Source organism: Actinomadura sp. ATCC 39365, from assembly GCF_054392275.1.
Window position 1 is genome coordinate 2817219 of record NZ_CP184335.1, and the last position, 14331, is coordinate 2831549.

General features: G+C 66.2%; 17 protein-coding genes and 1 pseudogene. 4 read left to right on the forward strand and 14 right to left on the reverse strand.

From position 1 onward, the window contains the following. Positions 1 to 54: 54 nt before the first annotated feature. The 8 genes from ACNF49_RS14255 to ACNF49_RS14290 all read right to left on the reverse strand — a co-directional run bounded on the left by ACNF49_RS14255 (position 55) and on the right by ACNF49_RS14290 (position 4207). Positions 55 to 267, reverse strand: a complete 213-nt coding sequence (locus ACNF49_RS14255; protein WP_482943968.1) for a hypothetical protein — start codon at positions 265 to 267, stop codon at positions 55 to 57. A gap of 76 nt (positions 268 to 343) precedes the next feature. Then, positions 344 to 832: a hypothetical protein gene (locus ACNF49_RS14260; RefSeq protein ID WP_482943969.1), complete on the reverse strand. Its 489-nt coding sequence runs from the start codon at positions 830 to 832 to the stop codon at positions 344 to 346. Beyond that, positions 829 to 1854 (reverse strand): DUF2637 domain-containing protein, encoded by a 1026-nt coding sequence (locus tag ACNF49_RS14265; protein WP_482943970.1) that lies wholly within the window; start codon positions 1852 to 1854, stop codon positions 829 to 831. The genes ACNF49_RS14260 and ACNF49_RS14265 overlap by 4 nt, the downstream gene beginning before the upstream one ends. Before the next feature lie 192 nt (positions 1855 to 2046). Continuing rightward, positions 2047 to 2877, reverse strand: coding sequence for a hypothetical protein (locus ACNF49_RS14270; RefSeq protein WP_482943971.1), 831 nt, complete (start codon positions 2875 to 2877; stop codon positions 2047 to 2049). Beyond that, on the reverse strand, positions 2874 to 3104 hold the full coding sequence (locus tag ACNF49_RS14275) for a hypothetical protein (RefSeq protein WP_482943972.1): 231 nt from the start codon (positions 3102 to 3104) through the stop codon (positions 2874 to 2876). Before ACNF49_RS14275 ends, ACNF49_RS14270 begins: the two co-directional genes overlap by 4 nt. Beyond that, positions 3101 to 3511 carry an SsgA family sporulation/cell division regulator gene (locus ACNF49_RS14280; protein WP_482943973.1) on the reverse strand — a complete coding sequence of 137 codons (411 nt, stop codon included), beginning with the start codon at positions 3509 to 3511 and terminating at the stop codon, positions 3101 to 3103. Before ACNF49_RS14280 ends, ACNF49_RS14275 begins: the two co-directional genes overlap by 4 nt. Next, the gene (locus ACNF49_RS14285) at positions 3508 to 3840 is read right to left on the reverse strand and encodes a hypothetical protein (protein ID WP_482943974.1); all 333 of its coding nucleotides are present in this window, start codon (positions 3838 to 3840) and stop codon (positions 3508 to 3510) included. Before ACNF49_RS14285 ends, ACNF49_RS14280 begins: the two co-directional genes overlap by 4 nt. A 103-nt stretch (positions 3841 to 3943) precedes the next feature. Then, positions 3944 to 4207, reverse strand: a complete 264-nt coding sequence (locus ACNF49_RS14290) for a helix-turn-helix domain-containing protein (protein ID WP_482943975.1) — start codon at positions 4205 to 4207, stop codon at positions 3944 to 3946. Between the two features lie 160 nt (positions 4208 to 4367). On the opposite strand from ACNF49_RS14290, the gene ACNF49_RS14295 reads away from it, so the two are divergent. Both ACNF49_RS14295 and ACNF49_RS14300 read left to right on the forward strand, forming a co-directional pair. Next, positions 4368 to 4910, forward strand: a complete 543-nt coding sequence (locus ACNF49_RS14295) for a UTRA domain-containing protein (protein WP_482943976.1) — start codon at positions 4368 to 4370, stop codon at positions 4908 to 4910. A gap of 5 nt (positions 4911 to 4915) precedes the next feature. Continuing rightward, complete coding sequence (locus ACNF49_RS14300) at positions 4916 to 5650, forward strand: GntR family transcriptional regulator (protein ID WP_498702430.1); 735 nt, start codon at positions 4916 to 4918, stop codon at positions 5648 to 5650. 391 nt (positions 5651 to 6041) lie between these two features. Here the strand turns inward: ACNF49_RS14300 and ACNF49_RS14305 are convergent, their stop codons facing one another. Further along, positions 6042 to 6500 carry a hypothetical protein gene (locus ACNF49_RS14305; RefSeq protein WP_482943978.1) on the reverse strand — a complete coding sequence of 153 codons (459 nt, stop codon included), beginning with the start codon at positions 6498 to 6500 and terminating at the stop codon, positions 6042 to 6044. Positions 6501 to 6929: 429 nt separating this feature from the next. Here ACNF49_RS14305 and ACNF49_RS14310 point away from each other — a divergent pair, with 429 nt between their 5' ends. After that, a complete protein-coding gene (locus ACNF49_RS14310; RefSeq protein ID WP_498702432.1) occupies positions 6930 to 7226 on the forward strand; it encodes an integrase core domain-containing protein in 297 nt (98 codons plus the stop codon). Positions 7227 to 7255: 29 nt separating this feature from the next. Continuing rightward, positions 7256 to 7510: pseudogene (locus ACNF49_RS14315) on the forward strand (transposase family protein); the annotation flags it as partial. Positions 7511 to 7618: 108 nt separating this feature from the next. Here ACNF49_RS14315 and ACNF49_RS14320 read toward each other — a convergent pair. The 5 genes from ACNF49_RS14320 to ACNF49_RS14340 all read right to left on the reverse strand — a co-directional run bounded on the left by ACNF49_RS14320 (position 7619) and on the right by ACNF49_RS14340 (position 13886). Beyond that, positions 7619 to 8428: an endonuclease/exonuclease/phosphatase family protein gene (locus ACNF49_RS14320; RefSeq protein WP_482943980.1), complete on the reverse strand. Its 810-nt coding sequence runs from the start codon at positions 8426 to 8428 to the stop codon at positions 7619 to 7621. 221 nt (positions 8429 to 8649) lie between these two features. Further along, positions 8650 to 8856: a hypothetical protein gene (locus ACNF49_RS14325; RefSeq protein WP_482943981.1), complete on the reverse strand. Its 207-nt coding sequence runs from the start codon at positions 8854 to 8856 to the stop codon at positions 8650 to 8652. Between the two features lie 436 nt (positions 8857 to 9292). After that, positions 9293 to 11161: a GmrSD restriction endonuclease domain-containing protein gene (locus ACNF49_RS14330; RefSeq protein ID WP_482943982.1), complete on the reverse strand. Its 1869-nt coding sequence runs from the start codon at positions 11159 to 11161 to the stop codon at positions 9293 to 9295. A gap of 362 nt (positions 11162 to 11523) precedes the next feature. Beyond that, a complete protein-coding gene (locus ACNF49_RS14335; protein WP_357989098.1) occupies positions 11524 to 12744 on the reverse strand; it encodes an IS110 family RNA-guided transposase in 1221 nt (406 codons plus the stop codon). Positions 12745 to 13004: 260 nt separating this feature from the next. Next, positions 13005 to 13886, reverse strand: a complete 882-nt coding sequence (locus ACNF49_RS14340) for a transposase family protein (protein ID WP_482943983.1) — start codon at positions 13884 to 13886, stop codon at positions 13005 to 13007. Positions 13887 to 14331 lie beyond the last annotated feature (445 nt).

Below are 14331 nucleotides of genomic sequence, written 5' to 3' on the forward strand. Positions count from 1 at the left end.
CTCGCCGCGGGGCGCTCGGGGTGAAGATGAAGATGAACATGAGCTCTCGCCTCGTCACTGGCTGTAGCGGTCGCAGAAGTTCTGGAGGGTGCGGGCGAGGTCGGCCCACACCAGTTCGTCGCCGGCGGCGGTCCGCTCCCGGGCCACCTTCCGCGCCGCGTCCCACCACAGGTCGGCGGTCCCCTGAGGGCCACGACTGGCCAGCCACGCCTGGCGCTCTTCTGCGTGACGGCGCTGGTTGTAGGCGCGGCGCTCTTCCTTGGTCATCGGCCGGTTCACAGTGCCTCCCGTCGTGGGCTGGTGGTTGGATGCCGCCCTGGCCCGGCCAGGGCGGCGGGTGCGGTCATGCCGACCGGTCGCGGCGGACCATGTCCAGGAAGCTGCCGTCCTGGTCGGATTGGGTCGCCGGGCGGGGCCTGGGGTAGGGCTGCCCCCCGCCGCTCACACGGCGGGGGGCGGAGGACGATCCGCGGCCGAGCGCAGCTGCTTCCTGTCTGGCCTCGGCGGCGGCCTGGCGGGCGGCGGGCAGCTCGTGCCGCCGCCGCCGGTGCTGGGCCGCGGCCTCGAAAGTCAGCTTGACTGCGGCTTCCAGGTGCTCCTGGAGTTTGGCGAACGGCGCGGTCACCTTGTGGTGGTGCCACCACGCCTCGAAGCTGCTGTAGCCCTCGGGCGGGTTGGCCTTCCACATCGCCTCCGCGTCCCGGCGGATGCGGGCCACGTAGTCGACGTACTCGGCCAGCGCCACCCGGAGCTGGCCGGACCACGCCTCGACCATCTCAGGCCGGTCCAGCATGTCCCCCGACCATGCGGGCCGGGCTGTCGAATCATTCATGCGGCTTCGCCTCCTTTGCCATGTCCGTTCACCGATCCGACGGCGGCCAGCGCGGGCGACGGCACGCGCTCGACGGGCTGCCCGTGCGCCGCGGCCGACGGGCCTTCGGTGTCCTCGGTGTCGCGCTCTCGCTCGACGTCGGCGATCACGTAGGACACCTGTCGCTCGCTGATCCCGTACTGATCCGCGAGCATCTTGCGGCGGGGCTTGATCCCGTTGTCGAGGAGCATCCGGACGGTGATCGCCGCCCACTGCTTGCGCTCCTCGCGCTCGGCCTCGGGGTCGGCCGGGACACCCTCGACGGGGTGTTCCGGGGCGGTCTGTGGTCCCTCTGCGGCCTTCGCTGGGGTGGAGATGGTGCGCGCCGCGTCGCCGAGCGCCGCAGGGAATAGGTGCCGGAAGACGTGCATCAAAATGTGCGACCCGAATGCGATGGATCCGACGAGCTGGCCAGCGATGAGGCCGACGACCTCGCTGGGCAGCTCCTTGGCCAACACCTTGCCGCCACCCGTGTTGACCATGACGAACGTGCCCATGCCGTGCAGGTGGTTGATCACGTACGAGGTGATCGTGAAGAGGATGACGACCACGAGGCAGTACAGGCGCGGCCCGAATTTGTGTCGAAGCACGACCGCGCCGACGAGCGCCAGCACAATCAGACCATCGGGGGCGAACGGGTACAGAAAGGCACCGGTCGGATCGAAGTGCGCTGCGCTGGCGGCGTCGGACTGGGAGGTCCAGGAGCCGCGGAACGCGACCGCGATGACGGCGGCCAGGAGGGCGGCCAGGACGAGCGCGATCCGGCGGGCGATCGAACCTTGGGACACCGCCGCAGGGGTGTCCCCGCCGTCCGTCTCCGGCGGCTCGAGGGGCTCCTCCGCGTCGGGCGTGGGCGGCTCCGGCGGGGCGTCAGCGTGGCGGCGGCCGGCCGTGAGGCGTGCCCACCAACCGGGCGCGGGGACACCCTCGGCCGGGTGGTCGGCGGGCGTGTGCGGCGCCTCCGCCGGGAGCGTCGTGTTCATCGGTATGGTCTCCGTCTCCGTTGTCGTAAGGGGCGGGGTTCTGTCGTTCTGTGAGCCGTCCGGATCGGTGCCGGACGGCCGGACAGAGCGGCAGCGGTCAGGTGAGCAGGGCGTGGCCGATCGCGATGAGGCCGATCACGGCGAGGGTCCAGACGACCGCGAACGCGATCACGTTGAAGGCGGTGGGACGCATCAGAACCCCTCCTCCGGCGCCTCGATGACGTCGGTGCCGGGCAGGAACACCACGGTGTGGAACAGATAGTCGCCGCCCCGGTCCCGCCCGGCGACGCGGCCGTACACCTGCTCCGGGTCGGCGGGAACGCCCGCCTCGTCGCACAGGCTGGGCAGCAGCAGGTGGGCGATGTCGGCGGCGTTCCCGTACGTGGCGTTGAAGGTGGTGCAGGCCAGCGGCTCGCCGTCGGAGATCTCGTCGACCTCGAGCGGGCGCAGCAGCTCCAGCCGGAACTCGTACACGTCGGAGACCTGCGGGAAGGGCAAGCTCTTGGCGAGGTTGCGCAGCTGCCACCGGCGCCGCCATTGCCACCAGCGCGGCCGGTCGACTATGTCGAGGAGGTCGTGCATCGACGTCGCGATGGACGCCGTGGCGGCTGCGGCGGTGTCGGCGAACCCGACGCCCTGCTCGAGCGTGCGAGCCAGGTCGCGGACAGCACAGGCGACGCTGGCGTCCTCCGCAGCCGACGTGGCCACGACGGTCGCTAGGTCGCGCACGACAGCAGCGAGATGGGCCAGGTCCTGGCGGGGAGCGGCGGCCGTCTGGCGCAGTTCGGCACGCAACCCGGCGAGCTCGTCGCGAACAGCCAGCAGGGCGTGCCCCTGGCCGACCAGGGCGTCGCGGATCGCCTCGACGCCGTCCTCGTAGTCGTGGGTGTAGCCGCCATTGCGGTTGTAGGTGCTCCTGGCGACGTGCTGGACGCCCGCCGCGCTCGCGAGCAGGTCGTTCGCCTGCATGACGCGGGCCTCACGCTCGGCCTCGGCCGGGGTGGTGAACTGGTCGGCGGTCATCGACGGCCTCCGTGGATCGTGGGGGTGGGACAGCACCACTCGACGCCGCACCCGCGGTCGCGCAGGGTGGCGGCGCCGGCGAGACGCAGGTTGTCGAGGATGTGCCAGGCGTCGGTCGGGGACATGTGCAGGTGGTCGGCGGCGGCCGTGGTGGTGACACCGGCGGCCAGCAGCGGAGCGAGCACGACCTGAACGTCGACCGGGACCTCGGGGACCGCGAGCATCATGCGGTCACCTCCGCCAGCCACCGGTCCAGCTCACGGCTGGCCGGGGCGAGCTCTCCACCGAGCGGAACCCGGCGCAAGCTGTTGTCGATGAAGGACTCAAGCGGCGCCCGCTCCGCGAAGAACTCACGGCGGGTGCCGCCGACGGTGAGCGTCACGATGACGTAGTTTGAGGCGGCGGCGTGCGGCTCGACGCGGACGGTTCCGTCGCCGGTCGGCTGCTCCAGCCCGTCGATGAGGAGCGCCCGCGAGAACACGAACTCCTGGGCGTCGCCCGCGCCATGGGCCGAGACCATGATGGTGACCGCGAACGGGTCGTTCGGCCGGTAGATGATGGAGGCGGCGAACGACGTGGTGTCGTGGTTGGAGACGTCCCACAGGACGAGCGGGCGGCGCAGGATGGTCTTCACCGGGCCACCGCCGTGGCCGGGGAGGCGGCGGCGCCGCGGGCGAGCGCAACCTGGGCGAGCCCGATCAGGCAGAGCTGCTCGAACTCGTCGGTGGTCAGCTCGGCGTCGGGGTCGTGGTTGAGGGTGTGGAGGGTGCCGCCGGCGGGCCCGTGCGTCATGGAGATGTGGCCGGGCATGCCCCAACGGCCGCCGGGGGTGGCGACGGTGGGCGCGGTGCACACGCCCTCGGCGTGGTCGTGGGCGACGCACCAGGACTGGCAGGGGACACGCTGGGCGGGCACGAGGACCGCCGATCTGCCGCTGCGGGTGTTGGTGGGGGATGGCATCATGGAGTGCGTCCTCTTCACTTGACCGGTCAGGAGGACACGCGGGCGGCCTCGGTCTTGGAGGATGGGGGTCGCCTTTCGCGTGTCTGGTGAGGTGGCGGTCATCTCAGGCCACCTCGACGGGTGCGTTGACCATCGCGTCGACGTCGGCAGGGCGAAACCGGTACTGGCCGCCGGGCGTGGGGACGAACGGCAGCCGCCCTGACTTGGCCCAGATGATCACGGTGCGTGTCGCCACGTTGAACACGGTGGCCACGTCGTCCGGCTTCAGCAGGGGCTCCCGTCGCTGACGGCGCCTTGCGGAGTCACTGCGCACGGGATGATCGCCTTTCTCTGCAGACGCCAGTGAAACGGACATCTCGTCAGGCATTTGACTGTCTTAACGGAGATCGTCGTTTCACAACCGTACTGCCAAATTAATATGGCGACAAGCCTGCTATGAGGGTGAGGTGCCCTATCGTTGATCGACAGCCTTACTGCCTTACGAGTAAGGTGATGAAGGGGGACGAGTCGACTAGACAGGGGACGCCATGCCATCGCGCTGGATCCACGCATCAACTCCCTACCTCCGGCCCCAGGCCGAAGGGCGGTCGGATGCCTGGACCGAAGAGGCGGCACAGCAGGGCGGTGTCGGCTCCACCCAGCTGCGCGAGGTCGCGCAGCTCGAAGCCTCGCCGGATGTCGCCGCCGACCTCGGGCTCGACCCGGGGCAGTCGGTCGTGGTCCGGCGCCGGCTGGTGCTCTTGAACGACAAGGCGGTCGAACTAGCTGACTCGTACTACCCGGTCTCCATCGCGCAAGGCACCCCCCTCGCGCAGACCGGCAAGATTCGCGGCGGCGCTGTCACTCTGCTCGCAGAGCTCGGCTACACAGCTCACAGCACAATCGAGACGATTCGTGCCCGGCCCGCCACGGTAGAAGAGGCGCGCTTGCTGAACCTGCAGCCGGCTGACTGGGTTCTCGTGCTGCGTCGCGTCATCAAAGATCACAGAGGTGTTCCGTTCGAGACCTCCGAGATGACTATGGTGGCCCACGACCGTGAACTGCGTTACGAACTGCAAGAGGAAGGCTGAACACGTTGGCAAGGCGGACAGACAGCCGACCTCGACAGCAGCAAGTCGCCGCGGACCTGCGCACACAGATAATGTCGGGAGAGCTGGCCGCGGGAGCACAGCTTCCTTCGACGCTGCAACTGGCTGACCAGTACACGTGTGCCACGGCCACAATTCAGGGAGCCATCAAACTTCTGAAGGACGAAGGCTTGCTGCAGGGGGCGCCCGGCAAGGGCGTGTTCGTTAGGCAGAGGCAGCCGTTCGTTGTCACAGCCACCGCCTACAAGACTCCGACGCCGGGTGGCTACAAGTACGAGCTGCTCCACGTCCGCGAGGTGACGCCCCCGGCCGATGTTGCGCAAGCGCTGCAGCTCGAAGACGGCGAGCAGGCTATCGAGCGGCATCGCCTTCTCCTGCATGCGGACATCCCAATCGAGATGTCGTGGTCGTATTACCCATCCAGGATCGCGGCGGGAACACCGTTGGCGGGACGTGGCAAGATCAAAGGTGGGGCACCGAGAGTCCTGGCCGAGCTCGGCTTCCCTGAGCGGGAATTCCAGGACCGAATCTCAGTGCGACAGCCAAGAACCGAAGAAGTAGAGGCGCTTGACCTCCCCATCGAGGTGCCCGTGATCCGACAGTTCCGAGTGATCTACAGCGACGGCGGCGCGCCCGTCGAGGCATCCATCCTCGTAAAGGGTGGCCACCTGTTCGAGGTGCTGTATCGGCAGACGGCGCAGCCCGAAGCAGGGGAGCCCTGACCACTGAAATGACAGGTCATTGCGGCTCAGCTTGAGGCGCTGGCCGTGAGCCTGTGACACGCTGAATGGGTGTACACGCGCCGCGACTCCAGCCGCCACGCCGGCTTCTACTTCCGGCCGAGCCGACGCCGCTGGCTCCGCCGAACCGCCACTCCAGAGCATGAGCTGGCGGTCTCCGATGAGGGGCAGCAGGTGTGGCGGATCGCGTGGTGGGGCGACGGCTGGGGCGTATGGGCCGGTCGCTACCCCGACCTCACCGCGCCGCCTGCCTACAGCACCGCCGGTATCCCGCGTTTCATGGACGAGGCCGCCCAAGGGTGGGCGCTTGGAGTCGTCCCTCCACACCCCAACACGGTGATCACATGTGCGCATGGGGGAGACCCGACCGCGCCTATGTGACCGGCTTCGGCTTGTCGCAATTCACGCGGTCGTTGCTCGTTTCATCGGTCACCTTGTACGGGTCGCCATTGACGAACGTCCCGGTGATGGACGCCCGCGCCCGGTAGCTGCCGGCCCGGCACGGCGCGGACAGCAGCGGGTAGGAGTGGGCCAGGCCGGGCGGCTGCGTGTAGAAGTCGCGGGACACCTCGAACCACTCGTCGAACAGGCCGTCCTTATGGTCGATGGAGATGCGCGCGTAGAAGCTCGACAGGACTGCCTGGTCGCACTTGATGCGGAGGCTCGCCCGCACCTTCGGCTCCGCGTGGCCGAGTTGGACGGCAACGATCGGCGCCCAAGAGCTCGCGCACCCGTGCTTGCCGGACGGATGCGTCGTAGAAGCGGGCGCGCCGCACCCGGCAGGCGAGGCGGTGTAGATGACGGTGATGGCGACGGCGAGTCTGATCCACACGTCCTCTACGGAAGCAGGCCAGCGTGGAGCCGCCACGTCTCCGATCGGTCACATGGAGCTACCGAGCGTCGCTCGACAAGAATCTGGGGAGGGGAGACCGGGGGAGACCGTAGGGAGACCGGCAGTCTTGGACGACCCCGGTTCAGTGCGGAGATCCCGACACGATCTAGCTCCGCATCCTGCCGTCTACCAGCCATAACGTGATTCGGTGACACGGCGCGACATTCGCCGATACGTTTTACAACAGACTTCTAATCCGACGGTCGCAGGTTCGAATCCTGCAGGGCGCGCTTTGATCATGGCCTGACCGGCGGTGATGCGGGATCGGACGCGTTCTAGAACTTTCGTCTAGCGGTTGCGTGCTCCGTGCGTGCTCAGTTGCACCAACCCTGCACACACCATGATCATCCGCCATCCCGGGCCGGCACGGTGCTCACCGGCGTCCGCATGCCCCGCATGAACCCAGTCATGGAGCGATGGATGCAGTCCTGCCGACGCGAACTCCTGGACCGCTGCCTGCTCTGGAACGAACACCATCTGCGGCACGCCCTACGCGAGTACGAACACTTCTACAACCAGCACCGGGCCCACCAAGCCCTGGTCCAGGCGGCTCCGCTGCGCGCCGTCCCTGATCCGATCACCGATCCAGAGCGAATCATGGACCTGAACGTACGCCGAAGAGACCGACTCGGAGGAGTCCTCCACGAGTACTCACATGCCGCTTGAACTGCATGGACGAGGTTTTCGGCAGGCGCATGCTGACCCTGGCCGACAAGGGCTACCAAGGCGCCGAAGACCAGGTGGCCACACCGTACAAGGGCCGCAACAAGCCCCTGTCACAAAAGGCGGCCAATCGCTCCCACGCCCGGCTCCGCGGGCCCGGGGAACGCGCTAACGCCCAGCTCAAAGGCTGGCGCATCCTCCGCAAGCTTCGCTGCTGCCCGCACAAGGCAGGACAGCTATGCAAGGCGATCGCCGTCCTGCAAAACTACGAGCTCGCCCACGGATGAAAGGCCTCAGCGAGGGCGCATTCCAATTCGTCCCTGGCCGGTACGGTGGATGCGCAAAATCCGCGTTTCGCTGGTAGGGCATGACGAACAACCTGGTGCTGGGCCGGCTCAACGTGGTGCAGGCGGCGTTGAGCCTGCTCTCACCCAGGCGTGCAGCGGGACGTGATCAGACCACCTGCTCCGGGCGTAATCGACGAAGCATTTCCGTACGCGGCCCTCGCCAGCGAACACGTAATCAATCTTCCGCTTGCGGGTCACGTAGGTCCAGCGCCGGCGCGGGTCGCATTCGTCGCGACCCTTGTAGGCCGCGGCGGCGTCGCGCGGCACCAGGTTGAGGTCGCCACCGATCACACCCCGGCCGAGCTTGAACAGCTCGCGCAACTGGATGTGCCGGTAGGGCCTGCCCTTCTGCCTGTCGTCGTAGCTCGATCCCGACGAGAAGTGCGCGGTGCAGAACGCCCGGTCGGCCGTGCAGACGGCGTACCTGCGGGCTCCCCACGGCGGCGAGGTCAGCGCGTGCACGACGAGGCCGGTGTCCGCTCCGGCCACGGCCAGGGTGACGCTCAGCACCCCACGCGGCCTGCCGTTTCTGTCGGGCAGGCACTGGTACGGAGAACCGTCCGAATACATCAGCCCCGCCGACCGGACGCTCCAATTCCGGCCGGTACGGCGTTCGAGCTCGTGTTCCAGGTCGGCGTCGGCGCCCGTGCAGAACTCCTGGAGGAACACCACGTCCGCCTCGGTCGCCAGCACTGCCACGTGCCAGGCCAGTTCGGCGGTCGAGCGGCGGAAGAGCGCGCACCCGGCGTTGGTGCCCGCACAGACGTTCCACGTCATCACGTGGAGGAGAGGTGGCTGTGCCTGTACGGACAGGTTCGGTAACAACAGCCCGGCGATCACGAGCTGGGTGATCATCATCACCGAGATCCCTCCACACAAGATCCGAGCCGTCAAAAGACCACTCAACCGGCACATCCGGCAAACAGGAGCCTATTGGTCTTCATAGGGTCAGACCTGTGCGTACGAGCTGCCGAGAGCCTCATGCCAACCCGTCCCGGCTCTCTCCTGCTGATCAGCCCGATCAGGTTGGAAAGCCGCAGTGATCCGGACCGGGATGGGACGCAGCGGAGCCGCTTGGTTCAGGGCTTGATGTGCTCGATGCTTGTTGGAGAACCGTTCGTACTCGCGCAGGGCATGCCGAAGGTGGCGCTCGTTACAGATGAGGCAGCGGTCGAGAAGCTCGAGGCGGCAGACTGCACCCACCGCTCCATGATCAAGTTCATCCGCGGCATCCGGATACCGGTGAGCACCGTCATGATGCCGGCCTCGGCGAGAATCGCATCCATGAGGATCGGGAACTTCCCATCCCGATCTCGAATGCAGAAAGCGCGCCCGGCAGCCCGCGTCGTCCAGATCCATCACCACATTCCTGATCGCTTGGATGACCCAGCTCGCGCTCGGGTTGCGGTGGTGCCCAGCACGCGGACGCGCCTGGTGGACTGTTCGATGACGGCCAGAATGTACTGGTGTTGCCCGTTCAAGGTGATGGTCTGGCCACGGACACTCTGACCTACGATCTTGTCGTGTCCTGGGATACGGAACTGGCCGCGCTGACCACGCGCATCGCTGGCCCCCATCCACCCGACCCGAACCTCGGCAGGCGTCGAGATCCAGGAGGGCGTGACGCTGCACGGGGCCACCGTCACTTAGCGGCAAGGGTGCGGCGTGGACATGCGTTTGCGGCGGCGGGGAACTGCAGACCTCGGAATTTCCCCGATGCGATCACGATTGCTCGTCGCTATAAGGCTCCTCCTCGTCCGGGATGACGGCGTCATCGGAGGCATCGAACTGGTCAGCGGACTCCTGCATCTCGCCTTCAGAAGCGTCGCGTTGCACGGTCTTGCCCATGGCCTTCTCTACCAGCTTGACCAGGGCCTCACGCCGTGCCACGAAGAAGGCGTCGAAGTTGTCGACACGCATCGCACTCGGATCACACCGGTGTGATGAAACTAGGGCGTCCAGCCGTTCGGGAGGGATGTGTGCGGCCTTCTCGATAGCGGCCATGTACCTCGACGGTGCGACGCCTCCGATCTTGCGATTGGTGGCTGCGGACAGTGGCGTCTTGTTCACGATGCTCTCGCGGCGCTCGTCGTCGATATCGTGGTCGAGGCACCATTTGTAGGGGAAGATGTGGTGGATATCGACGTTCATGTCGATGTATTGAATCTTGTTGAAGGTCTTGTCGTACATCCAGTCCGCTGCGTCGTCCGCGATGACGAGTGCGTGAATTCCCTTATAAGCCGCTGCTCCACGTGTCCGCAGCGAGTGCAGCCGGGACTCCACGAATGCCGCGTCCTGGATGGTTCGTGGCGCCGTGGCACCGTCCTCGCCCCGTGCCCAGTGGGGCACCTGCTCAAGATCCCGGACGAATCGGGTTTCGTTGGCGCTGCCGTAGAGCTCGCCCAGGACGCCGCACCAGTACCACTGGGTGATCCGTTCGCGGACTCCGTAGAGATCGATGTCGTTGCCCAGCACTACCCGCAGCGTCGCCATCGGCACGAGTTGCTTGGCGTAGGGCACGGAGCGTTGGTCGAAAATGTGCAGGTTCGCGAGGAAGGTGGCTGCCCACAAAAAGCCCACGCGTAGAGGCTGTACCCATTCGAGGTACTCGCTCAGCTGGAGCTTGAGGACGTCCTCGCGCTTGGCGGAGACGGCTGGGGGGCGCTCCGAGGTGTCGGCCTGGTTGCGCTTGAGCGTGGCAAGCATAGTGACCGCTTGCAGGAAGTCCGTGTTCTCGACGGCGTGCAACACCGGGTGTGCGGCGAAGACCTCCTGGGTCTTCAGCCAGTCTTCGTTGAGGCGGAAGTCCTCGCCGTGCTGGTCGTAGTAGTCCTTGTCGCCAGCGAAGGTTGCGGTGAGGAGTTCGAACACGTTGAGGGTAAGGCCACCGGTGTTGACCTTCTCGAAGACGGTGGCGACAGCCGACTTGCTTGTATCCTTGTCCAGCTCGATCGCCGGGATGTCGTATGTCGTAGCTGGACTTAAGACCTTTGCCATGAATTCCGGCATCAGCGAGATGTCGGGCAGCTTAGTGAGCCAGGTCGCGGCCTCCAGCGGGTTGTACAGCAGGCGGAACGGGAAGTAGCCCGCTGCCCTCTCCCTTTCCTCGTCGGAGAGATCGAGCACGATGTCCTTGCCGAAGTTGGTGCGGATCACGCCGTCACCAGGAACCGAGAGGACAGCCTCGTCCATGCGGTCCGCGCCCTGGAGAGCAAGCTTGATGTCGACGTAGTATCGACGGTCCATGAGCTTGCCGCGGCTGTCCTTGGTCGACACGACACCGTTCCCGGTCAGCGCTTGGGTCAGCGACGTCAGCCGCTGTTGCCCGTCCAGGAGCAAGGAAGCCGGCTCGGTGCCGTCGGCAAGCACCACACCTTCGATCGCACGCGGCTTGAACCTAATCTGATCGTTGCCGGTCTTGAGCAGCATCACCACTCCCATGGGGTGGCGTTGCAGGACCGTGACGAGCAGTTGGCGGATCCGCTCCTCCTCCCACTTGTAGCCGCGCTGGAAGTCGGGCAGCTGGATTTCCCCGCTTGTGGTCCACTTCAGGTAGTCGGCCAGCTTGTAGAGCGGTGTCTGAAACCCCATCAGAACTTGTCCTCCGCGACATCGAGCTTGCTCTATATCTTGGCCGGAGCAGCCCTGGAAGGTGGCGACGACGGCCGAATTCGAGGTCGGAAACGTGCGCTACCAACAGGATGGTGTGCCGCTCGAATATTGAGTTACGTGGTCTGAGCTGCGGTTAAGCGGCGTGGTGGTATTCGTTGATCGTGCCCGTGGACGACGGGTTTTCGGCGGACGATCCCCTGGTCGTTGGGGTCGGTTACGTCGCGGGCGGGTTGGGTTGCGATGTCCGGGGGACGTTGGTGCCTGGACGTGCGGCCGGTGCCCGTTGTAGTGGATCAGGTACTCCTGAAGCACAAGGGTCAGACATCCCTGGACGTTGAGTGTCAAGCGGTGAGGTCGTAGTCGTGGTGTGACCAGGCGGTTGCTTGGTCGTAGTGGCTGTGGGTTTTGAGGCAGCCGTGGAAGATGCCGACCAGGCGGTTGCCGACTTGGCGCAGGGCGGCGTTATGGCTGATGTCGCGGGCTTTGAGCTGGTCGTAGTAGGCGCGGACTGCACGGTCGTGGAGGATGGCGCAGGACGCCTGGAGATGGAGGGCGTCGACGAGCCGGTCGTTGTGAACAAACCGGGCCTGGACGACCCGTGTCTTGCCGGACTGGCGAGTGATCGGGCTGGTGCCGGCGTAGTTCTTGCGGGCTTTGGCGGAGGCGTACCGGTTCTTGGCGTCTCCGAATTCGGCGAGCACCCGGGCGCCGAGGACGACGCCGATGCCGGGCTGGCTGAGGATGACCTCAGCGTCCGGGTGCCGGCCAAAATGGGCCTCGACCTCGCCCTGGAGGGTCTTGATCTCGGTGTTGAGGACGGCGATGATCGCGGCTAGTGATTTCACGGTCGAGGCGTAGGCGGTCGTGACGAGTGGCGCCTGGCCCAGGTGTTGCGCGCGCAGCACGTCCTGGATCGCGACGGCTTTGCCAGGGATATCGCGGCGGCCCTTCAGGCAGGCACTGATCTGGCTGATCGTCAGCTTGGCCGCGGCTTCGGGGGCGGGGGCCTTGGCCAGCAGCTTCAGCACGGCCTGGCTGGTGAGGCCGAGGGGCTTGTATGCCTCCAGAGCGGCTGGGAAGTAGTCCCGCAACGCGACCCGCAGCCGGAGCATGTGTCTCGTGCGCTCCCACAGCAGCGTCTGATGCGCCCGCGTGACGACCTTGACCGCCTCGGCGATCTCGGAGTCCCCGGCCACCTCGCGGAGCTGGTGACGGCGGGTGCGGATCATATCCGCGAGCGCATGGGCGTCACCCTTGTCGCTCTTGGCGCCAGAGGAACTGAGGATCTCCCGGTGCCGAGCCGCTTGCTTGGGGTCGACCCCGAACACCTGGTACCCGGCCGCGACCAGCGCCCGCACCCAGGGCCCTCGATCGGTCTCGATACACACCAGCACCTCGCGGGGATCGGCATCCTCGGCGACGAACCGGCCCACCAGGTCGTGGAACCGGGTGACCCCGGCCATCCCCTCGGGCAGCCGAACTCGCTTCAACACCTTCCCAGCCTCGTTCTGGACCTCGACGTCGTGGTGATCTTCAGCCCAGTCATCCCCAACGAACAGCACAACGACCTCCACGATCGACAACAGGACACGGAAGCCCGCAGGAGCCGGTCGGCGACCTAATGGACCAGTGCTCACCCAACCATCGGAGGGCACGACATCCCATCAGCGATCAAAGACCCCTGACCACCAGTGAGGGCACGATCTGACCCTAGGATTCAAGATCCAGGCGGCGAGAGTGCTCACTCACCAGCGGCTACCAGGCACCGAGTCTGCCCGATCAGCAGCCACGGTAGCTCCCATTAGGTGGCGTTCGTTGAGGATCAGGATCCGGTCGAGGAGTTCGCGGCGTAGGTGCCGATGACGCGCTCGCAGATGGCGTTCATTCTCGGCGTCCGCGGCAGCGTGGTGATGTCCCGCAGCCCTTCAGATGTGAAGACCTCCCGGAGGGCGGAGGTGAAGAGCGGGTCTCGATCGTGGATCACGAACCGCAGCCCTGAGATGCGATCACCAAGATCCATCATGAGATTGCGGGCCTGCTGCACTGTCCATGCCCCGGTTGGGCTCGCGGCTACTCCGGCCAGGTGCAGTCTCCGGGTGCCATGCTCGATGAAGACCAGCACGTACAGGCGTTTGAGCATCATCGTCTCGACCACGAGGAAGTCGCAGGCAACGATCGCGTGGGCTTGTGCGGTCAGGAACTGTCGCCAGGTCGGCCCGGCCCGGCGGGGTGCCGGATCGATACCGGCTGTGTGCAGGATCTCCCACACCGTGGAGGCCGCGATCGGATGGCCCATGCGCGCCAACTCGCCTTGGATTCTCCGGTGCCCCCAGGTCGGGTTCTCCCGCGCCATCCGAACGATCAGTCTCTTGACGGGTTGACGGGTGCGGGGCCGTCCCGGGCACCGCCTGTCGGTGAAGGTCCACGTACGGGCTACCAGGTGACGATGCCAACGCAGGATCGTCGCTGGAGTGACCGGGAAGATTTTCGTCCACTGGTGGCGGCAGACCAGCCGCGATAGCGCTGCAAGCCAGAGCCGGTCGGCGTGGTCCCACTGCGGCCGGCCGTCGAGTTGGCGGCGGAGCACCTGGTTTTCGTGACGAAGAACCAGCAGCTCAACGTCCTTGGACAGATCAGCGCGAACCAGGATCGTCAGCAGGCCGAAGAGGTTCCTCAGCAATTGATAGACCAGCGACAACAACACTTGGCGATGGTCGCAGTCGCTGCCCTGGACGCGCAGCAAAACCGCAGTTCACAGCACGAGACCGTATTTTCGAGCAGGACAGGATCAAACAGTGGCGTGGGCTGGCTTTCCGGTTCGACAAGACGCCCGACAGCTATCTGGCTGGCTTGCACCTACGCGGGGCCGTCTTATGGATCCGAGGCCTCCGACCAGCCTAGAGATCCGAACTCCGTACAGGCTCTAGCGGCGGCGAACGTCTCATCGAAGATGCGGGGGAACTTGCCGTCACGGTCTCGGATGAGAAACCTGAAGGCGTCGGCGCGTTCACCCAGGTCCATCAGAAGGTTCCGCGCTTGCTGGGTCGTCCATGCGCCGTCGGGTTGACAGGTAAATCGGTGGCGTCCCTTGGGGTGAGGGACGCCACCATCGGTACCTGCATTTGCCGTCAGCTCATAGGCATGCAAGA

Bases quoted from the DNA above. Each gene is read 5' to 3' on its own strand.
- ACNF49_RS14320 (WP_482943980.1), bottom strand. From the start codon at position 8,428: ATGATGATCACCCAGCTCGTGATCGCCGGGCTGTTGTTACCGAACCTG.
- ACNF49_RS14285 (WP_482943974.1), bottom strand. From the start codon at position 3,840: ATGATGCCATCCCCCACCAACACCCGCAGCGGCAGATCGGCGGTCCTC.
- ACNF49_RS14330 (WP_482943982.1), bottom strand. From the start codon at position 11,161: ATGGGGTTTCAGACACCGCTCTACAAGCTGGCCGACTACCTGAAGTGG.
- ACNF49_RS14260 (WP_482943969.1), bottom strand. From the start codon at position 832: ATGAATGATTCGACAGCCCGGCCCGCATGGTCGGGGGACATGCTGGAC.
- ACNF49_RS14265 (WP_482943970.1), bottom strand. From the start codon at position 1,854: ATGAACACGACGCTCCCGGCGGAGGCGCCGCACACGCCCGCCGACCAC.
- ACNF49_RS14325 (WP_482943981.1), bottom strand. From the start codon at position 8,856: ATGGATGCGATTCTCGCCGAGGCCGGCATCATGACGGTGCTCACCGGT.
- ACNF49_RS14255 (WP_482943968.1), bottom strand. From the start codon at position 267: ATGACCAAGGAAGAGCGCCGCGCCTACAACCAGCGCCGTCACGCAGAA.
- ACNF49_RS14270 (WP_482943971.1), bottom strand. From the start codon at position 2,877: ATGACCGCCGACCAGTTCACCACCCCGGCCGAGGCCGAGCGTGAGGCC.
- ACNF49_RS14275 (WP_482943972.1), bottom strand. From the start codon at position 3,104: ATGATGCTCGCGGTCCCCGAGGTCCCGGTCGACGTTCAGGTCGTGCTC.
- ACNF49_RS14295 (WP_482943976.1), top strand. From the start codon at position 4,368: ATGCCATCGCGCTGGATCCACGCATCAACTCCCTACCTCCGGCCCCAG.
- ACNF49_RS14290 (WP_482943975.1), bottom strand. From the start codon at position 4,207: ATGCCTGACGAGATGTCCGTTTCACTGGCGTCTGCAGAGAAAGGCGAT.